The organism is Thermobifida alba, from assembly GCF_023208015.1.
Taxonomy (GTDB): Bacteria; Actinomycetota; Actinomycetes; order Streptosporangiales; family Streptosporangiaceae; genus Thermobifida; species Thermobifida alba.
This window is the reverse complement of sequence record NZ_CP051627.1, coordinates 1,839,624-1,864,216: the sequence shown is the minus strand read 5'-3', so window position 1 is coordinate 1,864,216 and position 24,593 is coordinate 1,839,624. Positions and strand designations below refer to the sequence as shown.

20 protein-coding genes are annotated in these 24,593 nt (G+C 72.6%); 12 read left to right on the top strand and 8 right to left on the bottom strand.

What is annotated here, in order from left to right:
* Window positions 1-444: 444 nt before the first annotated feature.
* Window positions 445-2,763 carry an FdhF/YdeP family oxidoreductase gene (locus tag FOF52_RS08210; RefSeq protein ID WP_248593236.1) on the bottom strand — a complete coding sequence of 773 codons (2,319 nt, stop codon included), beginning with the start codon at window positions 2,761-2,763 and terminating at the stop codon, window positions 445-447.
* Between the two features lie 321 nt (window positions 2,764-3,084).
* On the opposite strand from FOF52_RS08210, the gene FOF52_RS08205 reads away from it, so the two are divergent.
* Window positions 3,085-3,288 (top strand): cold-shock protein, encoded by a 204-nt coding sequence (locus FOF52_RS08205; protein WP_248593235.1) that lies wholly within the window; start codon window positions 3,085-3,087, stop codon window positions 3,286-3,288.
* 74 nt (window positions 3,289-3,362) lie between these two features.
* Here FOF52_RS08205 and FOF52_RS08200 read toward each other — a convergent pair whose 3' ends face one another.
* The 3 genes from FOF52_RS08200 to FOF52_RS08190 form a co-directional block, all read right to left on the bottom strand.
* The gene (locus tag FOF52_RS08200) at window positions 3,363-4,586 is read right to left on the bottom strand and encodes an AGE family epimerase/isomerase (protein ID WP_248593234.1); all 1,224 of its coding nucleotides are present in this window, start codon (window positions 4,584-4,586) and stop codon (window positions 3,363-3,365) included.
* A 281-nt stretch (window positions 4,587-4,867) separates the two neighbouring features.
* Window positions 4,868-5,560, bottom strand: a complete 693-nt coding sequence (locus FOF52_RS08195) for an SWIM zinc finger family protein (RefSeq protein ID WP_248593233.1) — start codon at window positions 5,558-5,560, stop codon at window positions 4,868-4,870.
* Window positions 5,557-8,520 carry a DEAD/DEAH box helicase gene (locus FOF52_RS08190; protein WP_248593232.1) on the bottom strand — a complete coding sequence of 988 codons (2,964 nt, stop codon included), beginning with the start codon at window positions 8,518-8,520 and terminating at the stop codon, window positions 5,557-5,559. The genes FOF52_RS08195 and FOF52_RS08190 overlap by 4 nt, the downstream gene beginning before the upstream one ends.
* A gap of 197 nt (window positions 8,521-8,717) precedes the next feature.
* Here FOF52_RS08190 and FOF52_RS08185 point away from each other — a divergent pair, with 197 nt between their 5' ends.
* Entirely contained in the window at window positions 8,718-9,947 is a 1,230-nt protein-coding gene (locus tag FOF52_RS08185; protein WP_248593231.1) for a DUF5685 family protein, read from the top strand.
* A 13-nt stretch (window positions 9,948-9,960) separates the two neighbouring features.
* Here FOF52_RS08185 and FOF52_RS08180 read toward each other — a convergent pair whose 3' ends face one another.
* Both FOF52_RS08180 and FOF52_RS08175 read right to left on the bottom strand, forming a co-directional pair.
* Window positions 9,961-10,341, bottom strand: a complete 381-nt coding sequence (locus FOF52_RS08180) for a DUF3037 domain-containing protein (protein WP_248593230.1) — start codon at window positions 10,339-10,341, stop codon at window positions 9,961-9,963.
* The gene (locus FOF52_RS08175) at window positions 10,338-11,093 is read right to left on the bottom strand and encodes a HipA family kinase (protein WP_248593229.1); all 756 of its coding nucleotides are present in this window, start codon (window positions 11,091-11,093) and stop codon (window positions 10,338-10,340) included. The genes FOF52_RS08180 and FOF52_RS08175 overlap by 4 nt, the downstream gene beginning before the upstream one ends.
* Window positions 11,094-11,284: 191 nt before the next feature.
* Between FOF52_RS08175 and FOF52_RS08170 the strand changes: the two genes are divergently transcribed.
* The 6 genes from FOF52_RS08170 (at window position 11,285) to FOF52_RS08145 (ending at window position 17,974) form a co-directional block, all read left to right on the top strand.
* Window positions 11,285-12,541 carry a multidrug effflux MFS transporter gene (locus FOF52_RS08170; RefSeq protein WP_248593228.1) on the top strand — a complete coding sequence of 419 codons (1,257 nt, stop codon included), beginning with the start codon at window positions 11,285-11,287 and terminating at the stop codon, window positions 12,539-12,541.
* 137 nt (window positions 12,542-12,678) lie between these two features.
* A complete protein-coding gene (locus FOF52_RS08165; protein ID WP_248593227.1) occupies window positions 12,679-13,461 on the top strand; it encodes a sporulation protein in 783 nt (260 codons plus the stop codon).
* A gap of 112 nt (window positions 13,462-13,573) precedes the next feature.
* Window positions 13,574-15,436, top strand: a complete 1,863-nt coding sequence (locus tag FOF52_RS08160) for an AMP-dependent synthetase/ligase (protein ID WP_248593226.1) — start codon at window positions 13,574-13,576, stop codon at window positions 15,434-15,436.
* A 109-nt stretch (window positions 15,437-15,545) separates the two neighbouring features.
* Window positions 15,546-16,052: an SRPBCC family protein gene (locus tag FOF52_RS08155; RefSeq protein WP_248593225.1), complete on the top strand. Its 507-nt coding sequence runs from the start codon at window positions 15,546-15,548 to the stop codon at window positions 16,050-16,052.
* A 299-nt stretch (window positions 16,053-16,351) separates the two neighbouring features.
* On the top strand, window positions 16,352-17,317 hold the full coding sequence (locus FOF52_RS08150) for a glucosyl-3-phosphoglycerate synthase (RefSeq protein WP_248593224.1): 966 nt from the start codon (window positions 16,352-16,354) through the stop codon (window positions 17,315-17,317).
* Window positions 17,318-17,542: 225 nt separating this feature from the next.
* Window positions 17,543-17,974, top strand: coding sequence for an SMI1/KNR4 family protein (locus tag FOF52_RS08145; RefSeq protein WP_248593223.1), 432 nt, complete (start codon window positions 17,543-17,545; stop codon window positions 17,972-17,974).
* Window positions 17,975-17,989: 15 nt separating this feature from the next.
* Here the strand turns inward: FOF52_RS08145 and FOF52_RS08140 are convergent, their stop codons facing one another.
* Window positions 17,990-18,970 carry a glucosyl-3-phosphoglycerate synthase gene (locus tag FOF52_RS08140; protein ID WP_248593222.1) on the bottom strand — a complete coding sequence of 327 codons (981 nt, stop codon included), beginning with the start codon at window positions 18,968-18,970 and terminating at the stop codon, window positions 17,990-17,992.
* 219 nt (window positions 18,971-19,189) lie between these two features.
* The gene (locus tag FOF52_RS08135) at window positions 19,190-20,509 is read right to left on the bottom strand and encodes a multidrug effflux MFS transporter (protein ID WP_248593221.1); all 1,320 of its coding nucleotides are present in this window, start codon (window positions 20,507-20,509) and stop codon (window positions 19,190-19,192) included.
* Window positions 20,510-20,957: 448 nt separating this feature from the next.
* Between FOF52_RS08135 and FOF52_RS08130 the strand changes: the two genes are divergently transcribed.
* The 4 genes from FOF52_RS08130 to FOF52_RS08115 all read left to right on the top strand — a co-directional run bounded on the left by FOF52_RS08130 (window position 20,958) and on the right by FOF52_RS08115 (window position 24,559).
* On the top strand, window positions 20,958-22,730 hold the full coding sequence (locus FOF52_RS08130) for an HAD-IIB family hydrolase (protein WP_248593220.1): 1,773 nt from the start codon (window positions 20,958-20,960) through the stop codon (window positions 22,728-22,730).
* Between the two features lie 171 nt (window positions 22,731-22,901).
* Window positions 22,902-23,567 carry a peptide deformylase gene (gene def / locus FOF52_RS08125; protein ID WP_248593219.1) on the top strand — a complete coding sequence of 222 codons (666 nt, stop codon included), beginning with the start codon at window positions 22,902-22,904 and terminating at the stop codon, window positions 23,565-23,567.
* A 51-nt stretch (window positions 23,568-23,618) separates the two neighbouring features.
* A complete protein-coding gene (locus FOF52_RS08120; protein WP_248593218.1) occupies window positions 23,619-24,008 on the top strand; it encodes a VOC family protein in 390 nt (129 codons plus the stop codon).
* A gap of 29 nt (window positions 24,009-24,037) precedes the next feature.
* Window positions 24,038-24,559, top strand: coding sequence for a hypothetical protein (locus FOF52_RS08115; RefSeq protein WP_248593217.1), 522 nt, complete (start codon window positions 24,038-24,040; stop codon window positions 24,557-24,559).
* Window positions 24,560-24,593 lie beyond the last annotated feature (34 nt).

Here is a 24,593-nt window from a genome sequence, read left to right as displayed (position 1 = left end):
GAGCACGCCGCTTCCAAGGGAACTTCCCAGTTCAGAGCAGATCCACCGGGAAGGGCCTGATCAGGAGGCCACCGCGTGCCGCCTCACACGGCCGGCGGCGTCCACGGCGGTGCGTCGACGGGGCGGACGGGCGCGGCACGGCCGCGGGCCACGGCCCGCGGCACCCCGGCGGCACCGGAAACACCGACCGGCGCGACAGCCCCCGCCGCGGGGACACCGCGGCGAAACGGCGGCGGAGCGGTCATGGGCATCGTTGTCCCCCCTGGTGGAGCGGCGGGCGTCGGCGGCGCCCCGGCCGGTGTGACACGGGCACCGCACCGGAAACGCCCGGTGGCCGCATCCGGCCGCCCGCGGCACCGATGCGGCGGCACCCGTCCTCGCGATTACCCAGCAGGCCGCGCTTCGAACCCGGCAACGCCCGCGGAAAACCCCGCCCGCCCCGGCTCAGACCCGCGCGGGCGGGCCGCTGTCCGGTTCGAACCGCACCACCACCGACTTCGACGTGGGCGTGTTGGACACCTCGGCGGTGGAGTCCAACGGCACCAGCACGTTGGTCTCCGGGTAGTAGGCGGCAGCACACCCCGGCACCGTCGGATAGTGCACCACCAGATAGTGGGCGGCGCGCCGCTCCACCCCGTCGGGCCACTCGCTGACGATGTCGGTGTAGGAGCCGTCGGCCAACCCCAGCCGCGCGGCGTCGTCGGGGTTGACCAGCACCACCCGCCGTCCGCCGCGCACCCCCCGGTACCGGTCGTCCAGACCGTAGACCGTCGTGTTGTACTGGTCGTGGGAACGCAGCGTCTGCAACAGCAGCCGCCCCTCCGGCACCTCGGGCACGGCCATCGGGTTGACCGTGAAGTTCGCCCGGCCGGTGGCGGTGGGGAAGCGGCGGTCGTCGCGGGGCGCGTGCGGCAGCGTGAACCCGCCGGGACGCCGCACCCGCGCGTTGAAGTCGTCGAATCCCGGGACGACCCGCTCGATGCGGTCGCGGACGAGGTCGTAGTCGCGGGCGAACTCCTCCCACGGCACCGGGTCGTCCCCGCCCAGCACCCGCCGCGCCAGACCCGCCACGATCGCCACCTCCGAACGCATCTGGTCCGACAGCGGCCGCACCGACCCGCGCGAGGCGTGCACCATCCCCATCGAGTCCTCCACCGTGACGAACTGCTCCACACCGCCGGACAGGTCGCGGTCGGTGCGGCCCAACGCCGGCAGGATGAGCGCGCGGGCACCGGTGACCACGTGGGACCGGTTCAGCTTGGTGGACACGTGCACCGTCAGGCGGCACCGCCGCATGGCGTCCTCGGTGACCAGGGTGTCGGGGGAGGCGGACACGAAGTTGCCGCCCATCGCGAAGAACACCCCCACCCGGCCGTCACGCATCGCGCGGATCGCGTCGACCGTGTCGTGGCCGGGCTCGCGCGGCGGTTCGAAGCCGAACTCCGCGCCCAACGCGTCGAGGAACGCCGCGTCCGGCCGTTCGACGATGCCCATCGTGCGGTCGCCCTGCACGTTGCTGTGCCCGCGCACCGGGCACACGCCCGCGCCGGGGCGGCCCACGTTGCCGCGCAGCAGCAGGAAGTTGACGATCTCGCGGATGGTGGGCACCGAGTGCCTGTGCTGGGTCAGCCCCATCGCCCAGCACACCACGATCCGCTCGCTGGCCAGGATCATGGCCAGGGCCTCGTCGATCCGGTCGCGCGGCAGGCCGGTGGCGGCGGCCACGTCCGCCCAGAACGCGTCGTCGTCACCGGAGCACAACTCCTCGGCGAAGGCGTCGAAACCGTGGGTGTGCTCGGCGATGAAGTCACGGTCCAGCACCGAACCGGGGGAGAGCCGGTCCGCCTCCAGCAGCATCCGGTTCCAGGCGCGGAACAGCGCGAGGTCCCCGCCCAGGCGGATCTGCAGGAACAGGTCGGTGAGCCGGGTACCGCCCCCGACCAGGCCGCGCGGCGTCTGCGGGTTCCGGAACCGCAGCAGCCCCGCCTCGGGCAGCGGATTGACCGTGATGATGCGGGCGCCGCCGCGTTTGGCCCGCTCCAGGGCGGTGAGCATCCGCGGGTGGTTGGTGCCCGGATTCTGCCCGGCCACGATGATCAGGTCGGCCCGGTACAGGTCCTCCAGCAGCACGCTGCCCTTGCCCACGCCGAGCGTCTCGGTGAGCGCCGCCCCGGAGGACTCGTGGCACATGTTGGAGCAGTCGGGCAGGTTGTTGGTGCCGAACCTGCGGGCGAACAACTGGTAGAGGAACGCCGCTTCGTTGCTGGTGCGGCCGGACGTGTAGAACACCGCCCCGTCCGGGGAGTCCAGCGCGGCGAGCTCCTCGGCGACCAGGTCGAAGGCGCGCTCCCAGGACACCGGCACGTAGTGGGTGGCCCCCTCGTCCAGGAAGACGGGGTGGGTCAGCCGCCCCTGCTGGCCCAGCCAGTAACCGGAACGGGCAGCCAGGTCGGCGACGGAGTGGCGGGCGAAGAACTCCGGGGTGACAGCACGGCGCGTGGCCTCCTCGGCCACGGCCTTGGCACCGTTCTCACAGAACTCCGCGGTGTGGCGGCGCTCCCCCTCGGGCCAGGCGCACCCCGGACAGTCGAAGCCCTCCTTCTGGTTGACGTCGCGCAGCGTCGCCAGCCCGCGGGCGGCACCGGCCTGGCGGCCGACCACCCGCAGACTGTTGACGACGGCGGGAAGGCCCGCGGCCGAACGGCCCGGAGCGCCGATCGCGGGCGTGTCCTGACGGGGGTCCTCCTGCGGGGCGCGTGACATGGTCGGGCTCTTTTCCGTCTCAGATCGTCCACTCGCGGCCCGGGGCGGACCCGGGCCGCGCCCCCATTCTCCCCCAGCACCACGACCCGGGAGAAGAACGAAAACCCCAAGATGAAAACGCGGATCCGGTCGGTCCGCCACCGCGGCGCGACGCGTGTGGTAGCGTGGCACACAGGTTGCAGTGTTGATTTCTCCTGATCGTTCGCGATCGCCCGCGGAGTTGTTGACCGGCGGGCGTTTTTCTTTCCGAAGAAGGTTCCGCAGCACCCGCAGACCCGCGGAGCGCGGGCCTGGAATTCGGATTCACAGAAGGAAGATCGCATGATCCAGGGGACCGTCAAGTGGTTCAACGGCGAGAAGGGCTACGGCTTCATCAGCCAGGACGCCGGTGGGCCTGACGTCTTCGTGCACTACAGCAACATCGAGGGACGCGGATTCCGCAACCTTGAGGAGAACCAGCGCGTCGAGTTCGACGTCACTGAGGGCCCCAAGGGCCCGCAGGCCGAGAACGTCCGCGCTCTCTAGACACCGAACTTCGGCGGGGCCGCCCGGGACGACCGGGCGGCCCCGCCCGCGTTCCACGCAGAAGCCGCGGCCGCTCAGCCCCGCGCCGCCAACGCCCCCGCCAGACTGGGCGCGACCGGCAGCAGCGGCAGCCGGGTCGCCTGGTAGGCGTGGTACACGTCCGGTTTGCCACTCCAGGTGCCGCCCACCGGAGGAGTGAGCTCCGGATCCAGCTCGTGGTGCCAGCTGCCGCGCACGGTGTCCACGAAATACGCGGCGGCGTGGTCCCACCACGTCCGGTACCAGCGCTCGTAGCGGCCGTCCCCGGTGCGCCGCCCCAGCACGGCCGCGGCCGAGACCGCCTCGGCCACCACCCAGTGCATGCGGGCGCGCACCACGGGCGTGTCGTCGTAGTCCAGGGTGTAGACGAAGCCCGCGGAGCCGTCCACCGACCAGCCGCGCTCCACCGCCGCGGCGAACATCGCCTCGGCGTCGGCCAGCAGCCACGCCGGAGCCTCCGGCAGCGCCGCCTCCAGGTGCACCAGCAGACGCGCCCACTCCAGCACGTGACCGACCGTCACACCGTAGGGGCGGAACGGGTGGGCGCGGTCGTCGGTGTTGTAGTCGGCCAGGACCCGCCAGTCGGCGTCGAAGTGCTCGGGCAGCCTCCAGTCACGTGCCGCGGCCACCTCGTGCACGAAGAAACGGGCCATGCGCAGCGCCCGCTCGGCCCACACCCGCTCCCCGGTGGCGTCGAAGACCGCCAGGAACGCCTCCACCAGGTGCATGTTGCTGTTGGCGCCCCGGTAGGGCTCGTCCGCACTCCAGTCCGGCGCCCAACTCTCCCGGCAGCGGCCCGCCGCCTCGTCCCAGAAACGCCGCTCCACCACGTCGGCGGCGGCGTCCAGCAGCTCCCGCGCCCCCGGACGACCGGCCAGAGCCGCGCTGGAAGCGGCCAGCAGCACGAACGCGTGCTGGTAGGCCTCCTTGCGGGGCTCGACGGGACGGCCGTGCGCGTCCAACGCGGCGAACCAGCCGTCGTGGTCGGGATCGCGCAGCGGCCCCGCCAACGCCCGCAGCCCGTGGTCGGCGAGCACCCCCGCCCCGGGCACGCCCTCCAGGTGCGCCAGGGCGGCCACATGCGTCACCCGGCAGGTGATCCAGGTCCGGACCCCCTGCTCGGCCACCGGTGCGCCGGCAGCGTCCAGCCAGGCGAAACCGTGCGCGGGGTGCGCGGCGGCGGAAACGAAGTCCAACAGGCGACGGGCCTCGGCGTCCAGCCAGGCCCGGTGTGCGGCTCGTGCGGTCCACGAGGTCATGGATGGCGTTCCCCTCGATCGTGGCGGGCTCCTCGGGACGCCGCCCTCCCTCCGTGCCGTCGGTGCGAAGCCGCGGCACGCGCACACGGCGCCGCGTGGAGGATACCCGCACCCCCGACGCCGCCCCCAAGCCGCACGGCGCCCGGCACGACCGAGGACCCCCCGACGCCGCCGGCGGGAAGCGGGGCGGGCTCACCGGGAGCGGCGGAGCAGCCGCGCATAGAGCGGAGCCAGCGGACCGTCGAGGACCCCCGGCGGCGCCGGCGGGAAGCGGGGCGGGCTCACCGGGAGCGGCGGAGCAGCCGCGCATAGAGCGGAGCCAGCGGACCGTCGAGGACCCCCGGCGGCGCCGCAGCGCCGCCGCCGGGCGGTGCGGGCAGCGCGGGAGCACACCAGAACTCCGCGGGGTCGGCGGGCAGGGGACGGGCCGCCACCCGCACCGGCGGCACCGCATCACCGCCGTCCCCCGCCTCCTCCCGTCCCGCGCGGCTGTGGGCGCGAACCGCGGCCAGCAGCGCGCCGCGGTCCAGCCCCCGCCAGGCCACCAGGACGAACGGGTCGGCGTCCACCCGCCGGGCCAGGGCCTCCAGCACCGCCGAGACGTGCCCGCACACCTCGCGCCACTCCGGGCACGAGCAGGTCGCCACCAACTCCGCCCGCCCCCGCGGCAGCAACCCCAGCCCCAGCACCTCGAAGACCCGCGCCACCTCCACCGGAAGACGGCCGGCGAGCAGGTGGGCACGGAACAGCGGCTGGCTGCCCAGCGCCGCCGCCACCGTGTCCCACTGCGCGGCGTCCAACACGGGCAGGATCAGACTCACCCGGTGCGCCCCCTCCCGGGACGCACCGACCCGGGCGAGCACCTCGCCCGAAGTGACGCGCAGGTCCAGCACGGCACCACACGACGGCGGCCCGTCACCGGGCAGCTCCAACGCCGCGGACAGCAGACGCGACCAGCGCCCCGGCGGACTCACCCGACCACCGCCTCGGCGGACAGCCGCACCACCTCGCGCAGCTCGGCGGTGGACAACTCGGTCAGCCACTCCTCCCCGCTGCCCACCACGCTCTCGGCCAGCGCCTTCTTCCGTTCGATCAGCTCGTCCACCCGCTCCTCCACCGTGCCCACACACACCAGTTTGCGGACCTGCACGTCACGGCGCTGCCCGATACGGAACGCACGGTCGGTGGCCTGGTTCTCCACGGCCGGGTTCCACCACCGGTCCACGTGCACCACGTGGTTGGCGGCGGTGAGGTTCAGCCCGGTGCCCGCGGCCTTCAACGACAGCAGGAACACCATCGGCTCCGCCGACTCCTGGAAACGGCGGGTCATCTCCTCCCGGCGGGGACGCGGCGTGCCGCCGTGCAGCCACAGCACCTCGCACCCCAGCGTCTCGGCGAGATAGGGGGCGAGCCGGTCCCCGAACGCGGTGTACTGGGTGAAGCACAGCGCCTTGTCGCCCACGGCCAGCACCTCGCCCAGCAGGTGCTCCAACCGCTCCAGCTTGCCGGAACGGCCCGCCAGCGGCGAGCCGTCACCGAGGAACTGCGCGGGATGGTTGCAGATCTGCTTCAGCTTCGACAGCGTGGCCAACACCAGGCCCTTGCGCCGCACACCGTCGGCGTCGTCGAGCCGCTCGGTCAACTCGTCCACCGCCGCCCGGTACAGCGACGCCTGCTCCGGGGTGAGCGTGCACCACGTGCGCATCTCCTGCTTGTCGGGCAGGTCGGAGATGATCGCACGGTCAGTTTTGAGGCGGCGCAGCAGGAACGGTCCGGTGCGGCGGCGCAGCAGGGCCGCGGCCCGCCCCCCGTCGTCCCGCGCCGCGGCGGCGAAGGCACGCTCGAACCCGGCGGCCGGACCCAGCAGGCCGGGATTGGCGAACTCCATGATCGACCACAGTTCGCCCAGGTTGTTCTCGACGGGAGTACCGGTCAGCGCGATGCGGGTGTCGGCGCGCAGGCCGCGCACCGCCCGGGCCTGCCGGGTCCGACTGTTCTTGATCGCCTGCGCCTCGTCGCAGACCACCCGCCGCCACGGCATGGCGGCCAACTCCTCGGCGTCGCGGGAGACCACCCCGTAGGTGGTCACCAGCAGGTCGGTCTCCCCCAGCAGACGGGCCAGGGCGTTGCCGTGCACCCGGTCGGGGCCGTGGTGCAGCCGCACCCGCAGACCGGGGGTGAAGTGGGCGGCCTCCCGCAGCCAGTTGCCGGTCAGGGAGACGGGACAGACCAGCAGGGTCGGCCCCGACACGCCGCGGGCACGCTCGTCGGCGAGCAGCGCCAGCAACTGCACGGTCTTGCCCAGCCCCATGTCGTCGGCGAGGATCGCCCCCAACCCGAGGTCGCTGAGGAAACGCAGCCAGGCCGCGCCGCGCCGCTGGTAGGGGCGGAGCTGCCCGTGGAAGCCGGGCGGGGCGTCCAGCGGGGTCAGGCGGTGTTCGCAGTCGCCGTCCAACAGCGCGCCCAACGCGCCGTCGGCGTGCACCGACCCGACCGGCGCGGGCAGGTCGGGGGCGGACCCCAACGCCAACGCCAGGGCGCGGGAGCGGCGCATCCGGCCCCGACCCCGGCGGCGCAGCAGTTCCAGGGTCTGGCGCAGCGCCGCCGGGTCCACCAGCGTCCACCGGCCCCGCAGCCGCACCAGAGGCTGTTTGAGACGCGCCAGTTCGGCCAGCTCGTCCAGGTCGACCCGCTGGCCGCCGAGCGCGGCCTCCAGGGAGAAGTCGACCAGATCGTCGGCGCCCAGACCGCCGCGCCGGGCCGGGGCCCGGTCGCGCACGGCCAGGGTCAGGGCGAGCGCGGGGTGCGTGCTCCACGCGGGCAGCAGCACGGTGATCCCGGCCGCGTCCAGGCGGGGCGCGGCGTCGCGGATGAAGGCGTGCGCCTCACGCAGGGACAGCGGCACGGTGTCAGGAGCCAGCGACCCCACAGCCCGGTCCAGCGCAGGGAAGACGCGTGCGGCGCGCGCGAGCCCGCGCAGCGCGGCCGTCTCGGCCTCGGGCCCCAGCCAGGCGCCGCCCTCACCCCGCCACAGGTCCCGCAGCGGCAGCCGCAGGCTGGGGTCGAACGCGGACTGCACCCACAGCTCCAGACGCCAGTCGTCCGCACCGGCCTCGGCGTCGGGTTCGGCCAGACGCAGCAACAGCCGGGGACGGGAGGGACGCTGGGCGGTGTCGAACCCCTCACGCAGCCGACCGGGGAGCGCCGGGTCGAGACGGGGAGCGCGCGCGTCCACCCCGGCGAGCGCGGCCGTCCACGGGGCGGCGCCCGGCGGCGCGGAGCCGAGCCGGGCACGCGCGACCTCGTCGACGAGCGCCCCCAGCACCGCGTGGACCTGCGTACTGGCGTCGGGGGGAGTGTCGGGGGCGTGGTGGGCGTACGCGGGCGGCGGCAGAGCGGCGCACAGGTCGGCGAAGTGGGCGGCGTCGGCGCCGGTCAGCAGGGGCCGCCAGCGCAGGCACGGCTCCGCGCCGACGGCGAGCGGGGCCAGCCGGGCGCGGTCGACGAGGTCTTCGGCGAAGGCGTGCACCGCGAACAGGTGGGCCAGTGCCGCGCCGACCACCGGTCCGGGGCGGCCGCGGCCGTCGCGCAGCGCGGACAGCAGGCCGGCCGCGCCCGCGCGCACCGCCAGGGCGTCCAGACACCAGCGGCGCAGCGCGGGGGAGGAGACGACGGGACTGCCGGCGGGCGGCGGCAGCGCGGGGGAGGGCAGCGGGTGCCGGGCGGAACCGGGCAGGTGCAGCATCAGACGGGTCGGCTCGACCGCGGCGGAGGGACCCAGGGCCGCGGCCAGGGCACCGCGCAGGGTCGCGGCGTCGGCCGCGTAGGGGTGCGGCGGCACGGCGGCACGCGAGGCGGTGACGGCCCGGCCGGTCGAGTCCTCCGCCCACAGGGTGAGCGCGCCGCCGGCCCAGACCGCGTGCGCCACCAGCACGGCCCACCTCCCTCGTCCGTCATCGCCTCGTGCGGCACCCAGTATGTCGGGCGGGGACGACAACGGTACGCCCCGGCCCGCACGGTCTCCGCCGCGGGGACGGCCCGGCGCGGAGCACCGTCCGACAGGGAACCGGACGGCACGGAACCGGGTCATAGGTGCACGCCACCCCCGATCGGACGAAAGCGACGGTTCGAGTGTTCGGAATCCTGCGGCCGTGCCGGCATTCCCTCCCCGGCGACCTGGCGGTGCAGTGGCTGTCCCACCTGTGCGGGCTGTGCCTGGCGTTGCGTGACGGGCACGGGCAGACGGCGCGGGTGGCCACCAACTACGACGGCCTGGTGGTCTCAGCCCTGGTGGCCGCCCAGACCGGCCCGGGCGGCACGCGTACGGCCGGGCCGTGCCCGCTACGGGGCATGCACCGCGCCGAGGTCGCCCACGGCACGGGGGCGCACCTGGCCGCGTCGGTATCGCTGCTGCTGGCCGCCGCCAAGGTCACCGACCACGTCGCCGACGGCGACGGCGTGTACGGACACGCCCCGGTGCGCGCCGTGGCGCGGACGGTCTCCACACGCTGGGCCCGGCAGGCCCGGCAGGCGGGACAGCAGCTGGGATTCGACGCGGGCGCCCTGCTGGCCGCGGCCGAACGGCAGACCGAGGTCGAGGCGGACCTGGGCCCCGGCGACGACCTGCTGGCGGCCACCGCACCCACCGAAGAGGCCACCGCCGCGGCGTTCGCGCACACCGCGCTGCTGGCCGGCAGACCCGGCAACGAGGCGGCGCTGCGTGAGGCGGGACGGCTGTTCGGCCGGGTGGCGCACCTGCTGGACGCGGTGGAGGACCAGGAGGCCGACCGCGCCGCGGGCGCGTGGAACCCGATCACCGCCACCGGCACCGACCCCGCCCGGGTACGGCAGCTGTGCGACGACGCGGTGCTGGGCGTGCGACTGGCCCTGGCCGAGGCCGAGTTCGTCGACGGCCGCCTGGTCCACGCCCTGCTGGTGCACGAACTGGACCGCGCGGTGCGGCGGAGCTTCGCCGCGGCCGGACACGCCGCCGGGCCGTCGCACCGCCCCGGCACCTCCCGGGCGGACACCCACCCCGGCGAGCACGGCGACGACCCGGCGCGAAAGACCGTGCGGCCCCGGCGGCCCCGCGTCGACCAGGGCCAGTGGTGCTGCACCGTGCCCGAGGCCGAGCACCCGCCGCGGCGCCGGGGGTTCTGGGCGGGCTGCGCGGTGGCGCTGTTCATGACCTGCACCGGACAGGTGTGCTGCCGCGACCCCTACCCCGGCCCGTGGAAGGGCCGCCCCCGCGAGGCGTGCTGCGCGTCGTGCGGCGACTGCTGCGATCCCGGCTGCTGCCGGCCCAGCGGGGACTGCTGCGGGGACTGCTGCAGCCACTGCTGCTGTTGCCCCTGCGACTGACCCGCGCCCCGGCTCAGCGCACCAGCAGGTCGAGCAGGCGTCGGGCCTCGGCCGCCGGATCGAGGGTGAGCCCGGTGTGCACGGGGCCGGGCTGCACGACGGTGCTGCGGGGGGCGGTGAGCCACCGGAACCGGCGGCCGACGTCCTCGGCCGCGGCCGGACCCGCCCCCGGAGCGGCCGCGCACACGGCCTCCACGGCGCGCAGCGCGGACCGCACCGCCTCGGCGTCGGCGCCGGGGTCCAGTGCGTGCAGGCGGTCCACGTCGAGGTGGACGTGCGCGGCCAGGAAATCGCGGGACTGGCAGTACAGGACCACTCCGGCGTTGAAGGTCTCGCCGCGGCGCAGGTCGGGAACGACACGCAGCAGCGCGTACTCGTAGGGGACGCGGGTCATCGGACGCTCTCCGGGAGCCAGGAACGGTCGGCGGCACGGGCCAGCAGGTGGCGGACGTAGGCCGCGCGTACCTCGTCGGGGGTGGCGAAGCCGGGTTCGTCGGCGAGCCACTGGTCGGGGACGAGCGCGGTGACCTCGGTGAGGAGCGCGCGGGTGATGCGGGGGGCGAGTGCGGCGTCGGCGGCGGCCAGGTCGGGGCGGGCGGTGGCCAGCACGTGGTCGGCGGCGTCGTAGGGGCGCCGGGCCGCGTTGTCGGCGCCCGGCCAGTTGTGGTGGAAGATCAGGCTGGCCCCGTGGTCGATGAGGTAGGGGCGGCCGTGCCACAACAGCAGGTTGGGGTTGCGCCAGGTGCGGTCGACGTTGCTGGTGAAGGCGTCGAACCACACGACGCGTCCGGCCAGGTCCGGGTCGAGGGAGTGCACCGCAGGGTCGTAGCCGATGGAGCCCGGCAGGTAGTCCATGGCGAGGTTGAGTCCGGCGCTGGCCCGCAGCAGTTCCTGGATCTCGGGGTCGGGTTCGGCGCGGGCGACGAGCGGGTCGAGGTGGATGAGCGCGAGGTCGGGGACGGGCAGGCCGAGACGGCGGGCCAGTTCCCCGGAGACGACCTCGGCGATGAGGGACTTGCGGCCCTGGCCCGCCCCGACGAACTTGATGACGTAGGTCCCCAGGTCGTCGGCTTCGACGACGGCGGGAAGGGAGCCGCCCTCCCGCAGGGGCGTGACGTAGCGGGTGAGGGTGATTTCCGGGAGCACGGACCGATCCTAGTGCGCGCGCTGCGGCGGGCGACCGGGCAGGTGACGGGGACGGAGCCGGCCAACGTAACGGAGATCACATCATCCGACGAGATTTTGCGGATTTTTTACGTCGGGCGGTGTGTTGGCAGCGGTTGGCGTCCCACCCGCCCCCTGTTGTCGGGTCATCCCCTGTTTTACGAAGGAGTGCAGTGGCGCACAGCGAGGCCAACCCCTCACCGGTCCCGTCGACCACGACCGGCCCGCGACAGCGCTCCACCCTGCTGCTGGCGGTGGTGCTGGGAGTGCTGGCCGCCGCGGGCCCCCTGGCCACCGACCTGTACCTGCCGGCGTTCCCGGCGATCGCCGAGGACCTGGGCACCACCGAGGCGCGGGTCCAGCTGACGCTGACCTCGTCCCTGCTGGGACTGGCCGTGGGACAGCTGGCGGTGGGACCGATGAGCGACGCGTGGGGGCGGCGCGGACCGCTGCTGGCGGGCACCGCGCTGTTCATGGCGACGTCACTGCTGTGCATGTTCGCCGGATCGGTGGAGGCCCTCGTCGCGATCCGGTTCGTGCAGGGGCTGGCCGGGGCCGCGGGAGCGGTCGTCTCGCTCGCGGTGGTGCGCGACCTGTACGAGGGGGACGAGGCGGCGCGGTTCTTCTCCCGGTTGATGCTGGTGTCGGGCATGGCGCCGATCCTGGGACCGCTGTTGGGCGGCCAACTGCTGCTGGTGGGGCCCTGGCCGCTGAGTTTCGCCCTGCTGGCCGTGGTCAACGGGCTGGGATTCCTGGCGGTGCTGTTCTTCCTGCCCGAGACCCTGCCGAGGGGCGACCGTCGGCCGCTGCGCCCCCGAGCACTGTCGGCCACGGTGGGCCGCCTGCTGCGCGATGTGCGGTTCCTCGGCCCCACGCTGGTGCTGAGCCTCAACTTCGGGATGATGTTCACCTACATCTCCTCCTTCTCCTTCGTGTCGCAGAACGAACTGGGCGCCTCGCCCCAGACGTTCGCCCTGCTGTTCGGGCTCAACGCGGTGGGGCTGATGGCGGGCACGCAGTTGAGCGGCCTGCTGATCGGGCGGATCGACACCGCGCGGCGGCTGCTCCTGGGACTGCTGCTGGGGGTGGGCTCCGTGGCGTCGATGGTCGTCATGCAGTTCACGGACACGGCCGGGCTGCTCACGATGGCGGCGGCCCTGGCCGCCATGATGTTCGGCATGGGGGTGGTCTTCCCCAGCGCGACCACGCTGGCGCTGTCGTCGCAGCCGCCGTCCGTGGCGGGAACCGCCTCGGCGCTGAACGGGTCGTCGCGGTTCGTGTTCGGCGGGCTCCTGGCCGCGGTGGCCGGCATCGCCGCGGGGGGCGAGGCGTCGCTGGCGAGCATGGTCTGGGTGATGGCGGCCACGGGGGCGCTGGCCTTGGCGGTCTTCACGGTGACCGCCTGGCTGGGACGGCGCCCAGCGGCCTGACCCGGGCGGGCCCCCTGTCCGTCCCCTTCCCCCTACGGGGCGTGTTGCGCCCCGGAGCGGAGCAGAGGGCAGGAGCAGCGGCAGAAGAACCGAGGACTAAACTCTTCGCCCCTTGTGTCCTTGACAGGGAGGCGAAGATGGCGTTTCGGCGGCTGCTGGCCGGGCTCGGCTTCGGCGGGGCCTCAGTGGAGACGGTCATGGAGGACGCCGTGGCCGTCCCCGGCGGTGTGCTGCGCGGCCAGGTGCACATCCAGGGCGGCACGGTCGACCAGCAGGTCGAGGAACTCACCGTGGGCCTGCAGACCCGGGTGGAGGTCGAGGCGGGCGACAACGAGTACACCCGGGACATGGAGTTCACCCGGCAGCGGCTCGGCGGCGCACTGCACCTGGCCCCCGGAGCCCGCTACACCGTCCCCTTCGAACTGCGAGTCCCGTTCGAAGCCCCGCTCAACTGGTACCGGGGCACCCTGCTCCACCCGATGCGGCTGGGCGTCAACACCCGGCTGAGCATCGCCGGGGCGATCGACCCCGGAGACCTCGACCCGGTCCGGGTGGCGCCGCTGCCGTCCCAGCAGGCGGTGCTGGACGCGCTCGTCTCCCTGGGATTCGTGATCGTCCACACCGACACCGAGCGGGGGCGCCTGCGCGGCACCCGCCAACGGCTGCCGTTCTACCAGGAGATCGAGTTCCGCCCCCCGTCCCGCTACCGGGGACTCAACGAACTGGAACTGTCGTTCGCCACCGACGAGCACGGCGCGGACGTGGTGCTCGAACTGGACCGCAAGTCGGGACTGCTGACCGAACGCTCCGACACCTACATCGGATTCTCCTTCGACCACGCCACCGCCACCCGCCAGGACTGGGCCGGATACCTGCACGCCCGGATCGACGCGATCGCGGGCCGGCGTGGCTGGCTGTGACACACCGTGAGCTTGCCCGAAGGTAACGATTCAGTGCACAGTAGGACACGTTCGGATGACCGGGGACAACGGGGGGAGGTTCTCCGGCCCTGCTGTGAGGAGTAGGAAAGTCATGCGCCAGTCACGGACCCCTGATTCACCGCTGCCGCGCCCCGAGGTGCTGGGCGAGTTGGTGTACCTGTGCGCCCAGCGTGACGGCGACGACACGGTCCTGCAGCGCCCCGTCGAGGACGGCTGGCGTGACGTGGGCGCCACCGAATTCCTGACCTCGGTCACCAAACTGGCCAAGGGGCTGATCGCGGCGGGGGTCTCGCGGGGCGACCGGGTGCTCGTGGCGGTCCCCGACGGCTACGAGCGGACACTGCTGGCACTCGCGGTGTGGGCCGCAGGAGGAGTGGTGGTGTGGCTGCCGCCGCGCTGCTCACCGGGACTGCTGCGGTGGGCGCTGCGGGACAGCCGCCCGGCCGTGGCCGTGCTGCGCGACCAACGCCAGGCATGGGTGGCGGCATCACTGCAACACGAACTGGTGGACCTGGGGCGGGTCTGGACCCTGGACGGGGCCGGACTGGAAGCGATCGCCAAACCCGGCGCCTACATGGACGGCACCGCGGTGCGGTTCCGCGTCGAGGAGGGCAGCGCCCAGGACACGGCACTGATCTACTACACGACCACCGCGCGGCGGCGGGTGCGAGGCGCGGTGCTGTCCCACCGCAACCTGCTGGCCGCGGCGTCAGCGGCACTGCAGCGGCTCTCCCCGCTGCTGCGGGACCTGCCGCCCGGAGAAGCCGTGACGCTGCTGGGACCGGGCACACCAGGATTCGTCGGCTGCGTCGCCGCGGTGGCGGGCATCCTGGGAGGCGTACGGATCGCCTTCGCCCAACCCGGTCAGAGCTTCGCCCACCAGGTCCGGGAGTTCGCACCGACACTGCTGGTGGCCGACGCCGCGTTCCTGACCGGCGTCTACGAGGTGGAGCGGTCCCGGGCACAGCAGCAGGGCGGCTGGGACGGAGCCCAGGGCTTCGAGACCGCCACCCGGCTGGCGGTGGACCTGGGGCAGAAGAAGCGGCGGCCGTGGCAGCGGATGTCGCGCGCCATCTACGACTGGGCGTTCGCCCGGGTCCGGGACGCGCTCGGCGGCCGGGTCCGCGCGGTGCTGTGCCCGCAGGGCGGACTGGAACCGAGAATGGCCCACTACTACGAAGGCCTGGGCATCTCCGTGCTGGAGGGCTTCGGCCTGGTGCAGACCGGGGGCCTGGTGACACTGACCGTCCCGGGCGAGTGCCGTCCTGGCACGGTGGGCCCCGCCCTCGACGGCACGGAGGTGAAGATCGCCGACGACAGCGAGGTGCTGGTGCGCGGCCCCGGCGTGTTCACCGGATACCACAACGCGGTGGGCGACAGCGAACAGGTACTGCCGGACGGATGGCTGGCCACAGGCTGGCTGGGAGACCTGGACGAGCAGGGCCACCTGAGCCTGCGGGGCAGACGCGACAGCCTCCGCCCCCGCGGCTCGGCGGAACTCCCCCCGGTGGTCGGACAAGTCGTGGAGGCCCCCGCACGGGCCGTGACGGCCGACTACGCGGCACTGGAGACACGCCTGCTGGAACACCCGCTGATCAGCCAGGTGATCGTGCTGGGGGAGGGCCGCCCCTACGCGACCGCGCTGATCACCCTCAAACGAGAGCAGCTGGAGTACTGGCGGCTGGTCAACAACCTGCCGCTGTCCGTCCCCGTGGAGCAGATCGCGTTGACCCCGGAGGTGGGCGCGGAGATCCGCCGCGCGGTGGAGGAGGTCAACAACGGGATACCGCCGGAGCTGACGATCCGCGCCTTCCACGTGCTTCCCGAGGAGTTCAGCCAGGCCAGCGGACTGCTGCTGCCCTCGGGGCGGTTGCGCCGCGACGCGGTGCTGCGGGCGTTCGCCGAGGAGATCGAGGCGCTGTACGAGCCCCCGCCCCTCGACAGGGGACGGTGACGCGGCAGCCGATGTGTGGACTTCGACGGTCCGGGTAGCGGCGGCCCCGGACCGCGCCGCCACCGCAGCGGCGCGGGTCGACACTGCCGACCAGGGAGGATGTCGCAGCATGTCGCAGGTCATCGAAACCGTCGAGGTCAACGTCCCGGTCCAGGCCGCCTACGACCAGTGGACCCGCTTCGAGACGTTCCCGCAGTTCATGGAAGGCGTGGAACGGATCGAGCAGCGCGACGACACGCACACCCACTGGGAGATCTCCATCGGAGGCCAGCGCCGCGAGTTCGACGCGGTGATCACCGAGCAGATCCCCGACGAGCGGGTGGCGTGGAAGAGCGTGGACGGCACCACGCACGCCGGCGTGGTGACCTTCCACCGGCTGGACCCCCAGCACACCCGGGTGACACTGCAGATGGACACCGCCCCCGAGGGGATGGTGGAGAAACTGGGCGACAAACTCGGCGTGGTCAAGACACGGGTCAAGGGCGACCTGAAACGCTTCAAGGAGTTCATCGAGAAGCGGGGCGCTCCCCCCGAGGGCGGCTGGCGCGGCGAGGTCCGACCGGGACAGGGCAAGGTTGCCGGAGACCGCCCCGAGTTCCCCGGAGAGACCATGTAACGGCTCCACACCTGAGGCCAGCGGGCCGGGCGCGGTCGAGGACCGCGCCCGGCCCCGTGCTGTCACGGGCCCCGAGCCCGGACCCCGCGTGTGCGGGCAGCGGGCGCCCGTGACACGGTGACACCGGTGAAGAAAACGGTGCGTCCTGCAGAAAGTGGCGGAGCGTGGACGAGCGTGTGCGCTGCGACGTCATCCGCCGGCCACACGGTGGCGACGCGCCGGAAAAAATCGGACGCTATAACGGATCGCCGGACGCGGCGTCCCCGCCGCGTCACAGAGCCGATCCAGGGGGAGGCACCGTGCTACCAGAGGTAGAGGCATGGCTCGACCGGCGCACCAGCCGCGCGCGGGACTGGGACGCCGGCGTCCTTGCCGACAACAAACAGGGGCAGCGGGTCACCGTGGTCCTTCCGGCCCGCAACGAGAGCGCAACCGTCGGCACGATCGTGTCCGGTATCCGCACCGCCCTGTGCGAACGGGTCCCCCTGGTGGACGAGATCGTGGTCATCGACTCGCGGAGCAGCGACAACACCGCCGAGGTGGCGGCACGGGCGGGAGCGACCGTCTACCACCAGGACGCGATCCGCCCCGACCTGGCCCCCGGGGAGGGCAAGGGCGAGGCGCTGTGGAAGTCGCTGTTCGTGGCGACCGGGGACATCCTCGTCTTCATCGACGCCGACCTGCTGAGCTTCACCCCCGACTACGTGACCGGACTGCTCGGCCCGCTGCTGACCGACCCACAGGTGGTCTACGCCAAGGCCTGCTACGACCGGCCGCTCAACGGCGCCCCCGGCGGCACCTACGACGGCGGAAGGGTCACCGAACTGGTGGCACGTCCCCTCCTCAACCAGTACTGGCCGCAGCTGGCGGGATTCGTGCAACCACTGGCCGGAGAGTACGCCGGCCGCGCCGACGTGCTGCGCCGCCTGCCGTTCGTGTCCCACTACGGGGTGGAACTGGGACTGCTCATCGACCTGCTGGAGACCGTGGGGCTGGACGCGCTCGCCCAGGTGGACCTGGGAGTGCGCGAACACACCCACCAGACCACCCCGGACCTGGGAGTGATGGCAGCCCAGATCCAGCACACCGCCCGCAGCCGCCTGCTGCGCTCGGGCCGTCTGGTGGAGACCGGCAGCGTCACCACCACACTCGTGCAGTACGTGCGCAGCGACACCGCAGACGGCGCGTACGTGCCCTGCCCCAGGGAGACCGCCATCACCGAACGCCCCCCGGCGGACAGCGTGGCCGAACCCGCACTGACCTGAACAGCCCCGGACACCGGGACTCGGGGTAGCACGACGAAGGAAGAACACCCCGCCCCGCCGGCCTCCCGGGGCGGGGAGAGGCCACGGCCCGAGGAGACGAAACCCCCGCGGCCTCCGCAACCGAGATGCCGCGACCGGCCGCCACAGGCGGCTTTCCGGAACGGATCCACCCGGTGTGCGCCCGTCGATTTCCGGTGACAGGGGCACAGCTGTGATGATTCAACCGTGTGGCGTTTACTGATCGGTGAGCTGTACCCCGAGGTGGAGTTCCTCGAACCGGCCAAGGAAGCCCTGTTCTGGCGGATCGAGGAGGCACTCGGCCTGCCCGTCCCCCTGGAACTGGTGGAGCTGCTGCGGGAGACCAACGGGGTGTGGAACGAGTACGGCGACGCCGTGGTGTGGTCGGCCGAGCGCATCGTCGAGGACAACCTCGCGATGCGCTCGGAACCGGACTACCGGGAACTGTACGCGCCCTTCGACAACCTGCTGTTCTTCGGAGACAGCGACATGGGCCCCCAGTTCGCCTACGTCCACACCGGCTACGGTCCCGGCATCATCTCCTGGGACCACGAGACCGACGAGCGCCGACTCGTGGTGGTGTCCCTGCGGGACTACCTGGTGCGCTGCTTCACCCAGGGCAACGACTGGTTCCGATGAGCGGCCCCGCCCCGCTCAGTACCGCCGGGGCCGGGGCACGCCGCGCCCGTCCAGCACCTGACGCATCGGCGGACGCTCACTGACCTCGACGTCCCAGTCCAGGGACTCGTAGCCGTCGGTGGTCTGCACGAACTGGGTGATCCCCCGGGAAGGAGGATGCTCCGGCGCGACGATGCCGTGCCGGTGCATCCGGGACCACGCGGTGTCGAGGATCTGCCCGGCCATACGCCCCAGGGCCGCGGTGGACTGGTGGGAGTGCTCCCGGCGGCCCAGGTCGGTCTGGGCCATGCGGTCCACCCCCACCAGGTCGGCGAGATCCACCAGCAGCGCGAACTCCACGCCGTAGCCGCACACGAAAGGCACCGCCTCCAGAGCCTCGCGCCGCCCGGCGTACTCCCCGGCCAGCGGCTGCACGAACCCCGACAGCTCAGGCCAGCACATGTTGAGCAGGGGACGCGCCAGCAGCTCGGTGACCCGCCCGCCGTCGAACGGGCTGAAGGAGTCCGCCTCGCGCAACGGACGGCTGTAACAGCCCTTGACGTAGGCCAGGTCCGGATCGGCCAGCAGCGGACCGACCAGCCCGGTGACGAAGTGCGCCCCGAAGTTGCGGATGTCGGAGTCGACGAAGACCACCACGTCCCCGCCGGTCACGGCCAGCGACTTCCACAGCGCCTCGCCCTTGCCCCACAGGCCCGGCAGGTCGGCCAGGATGTCGTCCTGGGCGTAGACGGCCGCTCCCGCGCGTGCCGCCACCTTCGCGGTGTTGTCGGTGGAACGCGAGTCGATGACGACGACCTCGTCGACGAGCGGCACCCCCTCCACGAGGGACTCCCGGATGGTCGTGACGATCGACCCCACCGTCTCCTGCTCGTCCTTGGCCGGCAGGACGACGCTGATCGTGGTGTCCCCCTTGAGAGCCCGGACGCGGGAGGCGGGCCAGTCCAGATGCGAACTCATCCGGTTCGCCAGCCACTGGCGGGTGCGGGTTGGCATCATGGGCAACTCCTCACGGTTGCGGCGGGAGTCGGACCGCCCGGAAGACCCCGGACGGGGGCGTGGAAGCCCCGGTGGCATGCGCCCTATCCCTAACCAGGATTGCCCGCTATGAACATCTCGATGCTGGTTGATTGCGGTACGCCCCGTTGTGCGGAGACGGCGACGCCCGCCCGGGAACCTCGGGGACTCCCGGACGGGCGGCGGCGCGGTGACGCGGACTCAGGCGGTACGCGGCGCCGGAACACGACGGGCGAGGAACGCCCAGCCGACGAAGACCACTCCGGCAGCGGCGGCGGTCAGCAGCATCACCACGGACATCGACAGCAGGCTCGCCTCACCGCCCTCACCCATGCCGCTGGTCGCGGCCAGACCCCCGCCGATCGCGAACTGCAACGCGCCCAGCAGCGCAGAACCGGTTCCGGCCACCGAGGAGGGCTGGCTGGCGATGGCCAGGGTCGTGGCGTTGGGTGAGATCAGACCGGTGAAGAACATCATCACGAACAGCGCGGCGGTCACCGAGACCAGCCCCGCCTGACCGGAGACGGCCAGGTAGACCAGGACCGCGACCGCGGCCAGGGCACCCAGCAGACCCGCCAGCAGCCGACGGGGGCCGTCCATCCGACCGATCAGCATGGTGTTGGCCTGGTTGCCCAGCACCATGCCCAGCGAGTTGATCCCGAAGATCAGGCTGAACTGCTGCGGGGTGGCACCGAACTCGCTTTCGGAGACGAAGGAGAACGCGGAGATGTAGGTGAAGGTCATCGCGAAGCTCAACGACATCACCAGGGTCGGACCCATGAAACGCGGGTCGAGGTGCAGCCGCAGCAGGACACCCAGGACCGAACCGCGCCGCCCGGCACGCCCGGCGTCACGCCGGGGCAGGGTCTCGGGCAGCGCGAAGTACACCAGCGCCAGGCCCACCAGGCCCACCAGGCCCAGCACGCCGAACAGCATCCGCCACGAACCGAACAGCAGCAGCTGACCGCCCAGCATCGGGGCGAGCATCGGAGCCAGACCGGTCAGCAGAGACAGCCGGGAGAAGAACCGGGCGCCGTCCTCACCGTCGAAGACGTCGCGCACCACCGCGCGGGAGATCACCGCGCCCGCCGCACCGGACAGACCCTGCAGCAGCCGCAGCACGCTCAGCGCCTCCACCGTGGGCACCACGGCACTGGCCAGCGAGGAAAGAGTGAACACGCCCGCGCCCACCAGCAGCGGCACACGCCGCCCCCAGCGGTCGCTGAGCGGGCCGAGCACCAGCTGGCCCACGGCCAGCCCCACCATGATCGCGGTCAGGGTCAGCTGCACCTGGGCCTCGGTGGCCCCCAGGTCAGCGGAGATCTCGGGGAAAGCCGGCAGGTACAGGTCGGTGGCCAGCGAACTGGTGGCGGTCAGCAGGCTCAGCACGAAGACCAGAAGGGCCGCGGCCTGCCGGGAACGGCCCCGGGGCGCGGTGCCGGCTGTCGGCTGCCGGACGACGGACGACCGAAGCGCGGCGGAGGCGGCGGACATGCGGGGACGCAGAGTGGTCAAAGACAACTGCATACTCCGAGACGCGTCGAAAGGACGTGGAAGCAAGGGAACAAGGGAGGGTGCGCCACAGAGAAAGGCGCGGGAGAGTCCGCTGGGGTCGCGCTCGGGACGCTCGTGGGCGTCCCCTCCGCCGTGTCCCCCACACGGAGGCGGTTCCGCTGCGGAACCAGGTCCCCGACGAGGTCGGACCACGACCTTCGGGATACGCGCCTGACAACAAACCCGCGAGGCGTGAATAATCCGGCGAAATCCGGTTCACGGGTGTGACCTGAGGCACCGTCCCGAACCCGCAGAACAGCAGGGAGAGCCGGGACCTGTGAGAGCCGCCACCATCGGCCCGCAGAGGATTGGCGGCAACCGGAACGGGGAAAACACGCCCGAACCGCTCCGCGAAGCATGGCCGCCGCGAATCCGGACAGAAGCCCCACAGGATCTCGATCCGGTGGAGGTGGGAATGCGGTACCACGTGCTGGCCTGCGACTACGACGAGACACTCGCCACCGGAGGCAGAGTCGACGACGCGACCGTGCACGCACTGGAACGGCTGTCCCGCTCGGGACGCCGCCTGGTCATGGTCACCGGACGCCGCCTCGACGACCTGCTCGGCGTGTTCGGCCACGTCGACCTGTTCGACCTAGTGGTCGCCGAGAACGGCGGCGTGCTCTACGACCCGCGGCAGCGCGAGCACTGGCGGCTCGCCGAGAAGCCCCCCGCCGAGTTCACGGCCCGGCTGCGCTCCCACGGCGTCGACCCGCTCGCGGCAGGCGAGGTGATCGTGGCCACCCGCCGACCCCACGACCGCACGGTCCTGGACAGCATCCGCGAACTGGGCCTGGAACTCCAGGTCATCTACAACAAGGGCGCCGTCATGGTGCTCCCCCCGGGAGTCAACAAAGCGTCGGGGCTGGCCGCCGCACTACACCGGCTGGAACGCTCCCCCCACTCCGCGGTCGCCGTCGGCGACGCCGAGAACGACCACGCCATGCTGCACACCTGCGAGTGCGCGGTCGCCGTCGCCAACGCCCTGGAGTCGGTCAAGAAGACCAGCGACCTCGCCCTGGAGCGCCCCAACGGCCGGGGAGTGGCCGAACTGGCCGACCGGATCCTCGCCGACGACCTGGCCGACGTGTCCGTCACCCGCCACGACCTGCACTTCGGCACCGCGGGCAGCACCCCTTCGGCCATCGCACCGTACGGCACGGCCGTGGCAGTGGCGGGCCCCTCCGGCAGCGGCAAGTCCACCGCCGCGACCGCACTGCTGGAGCGGCTCGGGGAGAGCGGCTACCAGTACTGCGTGATCGACCCCGAAGGCGACTACGCCGACTTCGAGGGAGTGACCGCGTTCGGCGACGCCACCCGCGCCCCGTCGATCGACGAGGTGCTGGCCGCGCTGCGCGACCCCGACACCAACGTCGCCGTCACCATGCTCGCCGTCCCGCTGCGCGACCGGCCCGCCTTCTTCGCCGGCCTGCTGCCCCGCCTGGTGGGACTACACGCCGAACTGGGCCACCCCGCCTGGCTGGTGGTCGACGAAGCCCACCACCTGATGCCCGTGGAACTGGCGCAGCTGCCCCTGCGCGTCCCCGCCGACATCGGCGGCCTGATGCTCGTCACCGTGCACCCCGAAACACTCAGCCCGCTGGCGTTGGAACTCGTCAACACCGTCGTCGCGGTCGGCGACCGGCCCGAGGACACCCTCGGCGCGTTCGCCTCGGCCACCGGCCGCCCCCCGCCGCGGCTGGCCGCGGCCCCCGCCGCCCCCGAGGAACAGCGGGAGTCGATCGTCTCCGACACCGCCGTGTGGCGGGTCGACCGAGCCGAGGCGCACCGGGTCAGACTCGCCCCCGGCGAGGCGCACCGCACCCGGCACCGCCGCAAGTACGCCGCGGGCACGCTGTCACCCGACAAGAGCTTCTACTTCGTCGGACCGCAGGAGAGACTGCGGCTGCGCGCCCGCAACCTGCACGCGTTCGTGGAACTGGCCGAGGGGGTGGACGACGACACCTGGACCCACCACCTGCGCCGCCACGACTACTCGCGGTGGCTGCACGACTCGGTGCGCGACGACGAACTCGCCGAGTCGGTACGGCAGGTGGAACAGGACGCGGATCTCACACCCGCCGACAGCCGCCGCGCGATCGCGCGACTGGTCGACGAGCACTACACCCTGCCCGCCGAACCCACCAGCTACGACCCCGACCGGGGACGCGAGACCCGCACGCCGTGACCCGCGCCCGTGAAACCCACGCTCAGACGTCCGTTATCGTCGGGAACACCGGAAGCGCGGTCCGCTGGTACCGTGCAGGAGCCGTTCCGGTCACGGAGCCCTCGGCGCGGCCGACCACCCGTCCGGAAGCCGGCACGGCCGCCCGATTCATCTGGAAAGACGAGTCAAGCGATGTCTGAGCAGCACGTGTCCGAAACCCCCGTCGACACCCGGGTACGGGTCCAGGGCCAGCCCGTGGACTCCTATCCCCAGTGGGCGCCCGAAGCCGCCCGCGGCAGGACGCTGCGGGTCACCGTCGTCGGAGAGGACGTCCTCCACCGGCGCAACGCCGAGGCCACCGAGTTCGGCACCCCCGAACTGCGTGCGCTCGTCGACGACATGTTCCGCACCATGTACGTCGCCGAGGGAGTGGGCCTGGCCGCCAACCAGGTGGGCGTGGACCTGCGGCTGTTCGTCTACGACTGCCCCGACGACGACGGGGTGCGCCACGTGGGCCACATCATCAATCCCGTACTGGAGACCTGGGGCGTGGAGGAGGAGGGCCTGGTCGTGGAGAACGAGGGCTGCCTGTCGGTCCCCGGCCCGCACGCCGAACTGCCCCGCGCCCCCTACGCCCGGGTGACCGGCTTCGACCGGGACGGCACCCCGGTGACCGTCGAAGGCAGCGGCTACTTCGCGCGCTGCCTGCAGCACGAGACCGACCACACCCTGGGCCGCCTCTACATCGACCGGCTGTCCAAACGGGAACGCAAGAAGGTCCTCAAGACCATGAACGACATGAAGGACCAGGTCTTCGCCCGCCGCGCGGAGAACGCCGAAACCATGCGTTTCGAGTAGCGTCCCGTGTCCCATCCGGCCGCAGGAGCCGGCGGCCCGTAGCATCGGGGCATGCTCAACGTCCTCAGCAGCCGTGTCCTGCTGCGTCCCACCGACCTGGAGCGCAGCCGTGCCTTCTACCGGGACGTGCTGGGGCTGGCGATCTACCGCGAGTTCGGACCGTACGAGCAGCGCGGCACGGTGTTCTTCCTGGGAGGCGGCTTCCTGGAACTGTCGGGGGGCTGCGAACGTCCCCCCGACCCCGAAGCCGTCCAGTTGTGGCTGCAGGTGCCCGACGCGGCCGCCGCGCACGCCGAACTCGCCGAACGCGGCGTCACCATCCTGCGTGAACCCCGCCGCGAGCCGTGGGGTCTGGTCGAGATATGGATCGCCGACCCCGACGGACTGCGGATCTGCGTGGTCGAGGTCCCCGAGGACCACCCGCTGCGCTACCGGCCCTGAACGCCTGTGACAGCGCTAAGCTGCACAGGATGAATGGCACACCCGTTCCCGCGGCCACGCTGGTCGCCGCCGTTCCCGTGCTCGCGCCGGTCGGCCGGACCGAGCGCGGCCGGGTCAGTTCCGCCACGGTGCCGCCCGGGCGCGCGCTGCCCGACAAGGTGGTGGTGGACTTCGGGTGGCGTTCGGCCGACGCCCACCTCGACCTGGAGATCACCGTCCGCAGCTGGGAGGCCGACACCCCGCCGCAGGAGCGGTGGCTGCGCGCGTTCTGCACCGAACGCGACGTCATGCAGCGCTGCACCGTCGGCGCGGCCGACTGGACCGCGCCCGCACCCGCCCCCGACGCCGCCTGGTCGGACCGTTGGCTCACCGTCGACGGGACCGCGCGTCCGTTCACCGTGCTGCGCACCGCGCACTCCTGGGTCGCCGCCGCGGTGCTGGACACCGACTGGATGGTGCGCCTGTTCGCCCCCGCCGAGCCCGCCGAACTCACCGCCCTGCGTCGGATCACCGACCCGGATGACCTGCGGCCCCTGCTCGGCAGGGACTGAGTACGGCAGCGGCCGCCCCCTCCGTGGCCGCTGC

What these genes read in the sequence shown, in the direction of transcription:
- FOF52_RS08120 (WP_248593218.1), top strand. Translation starts at nt 23,619, where the DNA reads ATGCTCAACGTCCTCAGCAGCCGTGTCCTGCTGCGTCCCACCGACCTG.
- FOF52_RS08155 (WP_248593225.1), top strand. Translation starts at nt 15,546, where the DNA reads ATGTCGCAGGTCATCGAAACCGTCGAGGTCAACGTCCCGGTCCAGGCC.
- FOF52_RS08130 (WP_248593220.1), top strand. Translation starts at nt 20,958, where the DNA reads ATGCGGTACCACGTGCTGGCCTGCGACTACGACGAGACACTCGCCACC.
- FOF52_RS08205 (WP_248593235.1), top strand. Translation starts at nt 3,085, where the DNA reads ATGATCCAGGGGACCGTCAAGTGGTTCAACGGCGAGAAGGGCTACGGC.
- FOF52_RS08115 (WP_248593217.1), top strand. Translation starts at nt 24,038, where the DNA reads ATGAATGGCACACCCGTTCCCGCGGCCACGCTGGTCGCCGCCGTTCCC.
- def (WP_248593219.1), top strand. Translation starts at nt 22,902, where the DNA reads ATGTCTGAGCAGCACGTGTCCGAAACCCCCGTCGACACCCGGGTACGG.
- FOF52_RS08200 (WP_248593234.1), bottom strand. Translation starts at nt 4,586, where the DNA reads ATGACCTCGTGGACCGCACGAGCCGCACACCGGGCCTGGCTGGACGCC.
- FOF52_RS08140 (WP_248593222.1), bottom strand. Translation starts at nt 18,970, where the DNA reads ATGATGCCAACCCGCACCCGCCAGTGGCTGGCGAACCGGATGAGTTCG.
- FOF52_RS08210 (WP_248593236.1), bottom strand. Translation starts at nt 2,763, where the DNA reads ATGTCACGCGCCCCGCAGGAGGACCCCCGTCAGGACACGCCCGCGATC.
- FOF52_RS08160 (WP_248593226.1), top strand. Translation starts at nt 13,574, where the DNA reads ATGCGCCAGTCACGGACCCCTGATTCACCGCTGCCGCGCCCCGAGGTG.
- FOF52_RS08180 (WP_248593230.1), bottom strand. Translation starts at nt 10,341, where the DNA reads ATGACCCGCGTCCCCTACGAGTACGCGCTGCTGCGTGTCGTTCCCGAC.
- FOF52_RS08165 (WP_248593227.1), top strand. Translation starts at nt 12,679, where the DNA reads ATGGCGTTTCGGCGGCTGCTGGCCGGGCTCGGCTTCGGCGGGGCCTCA.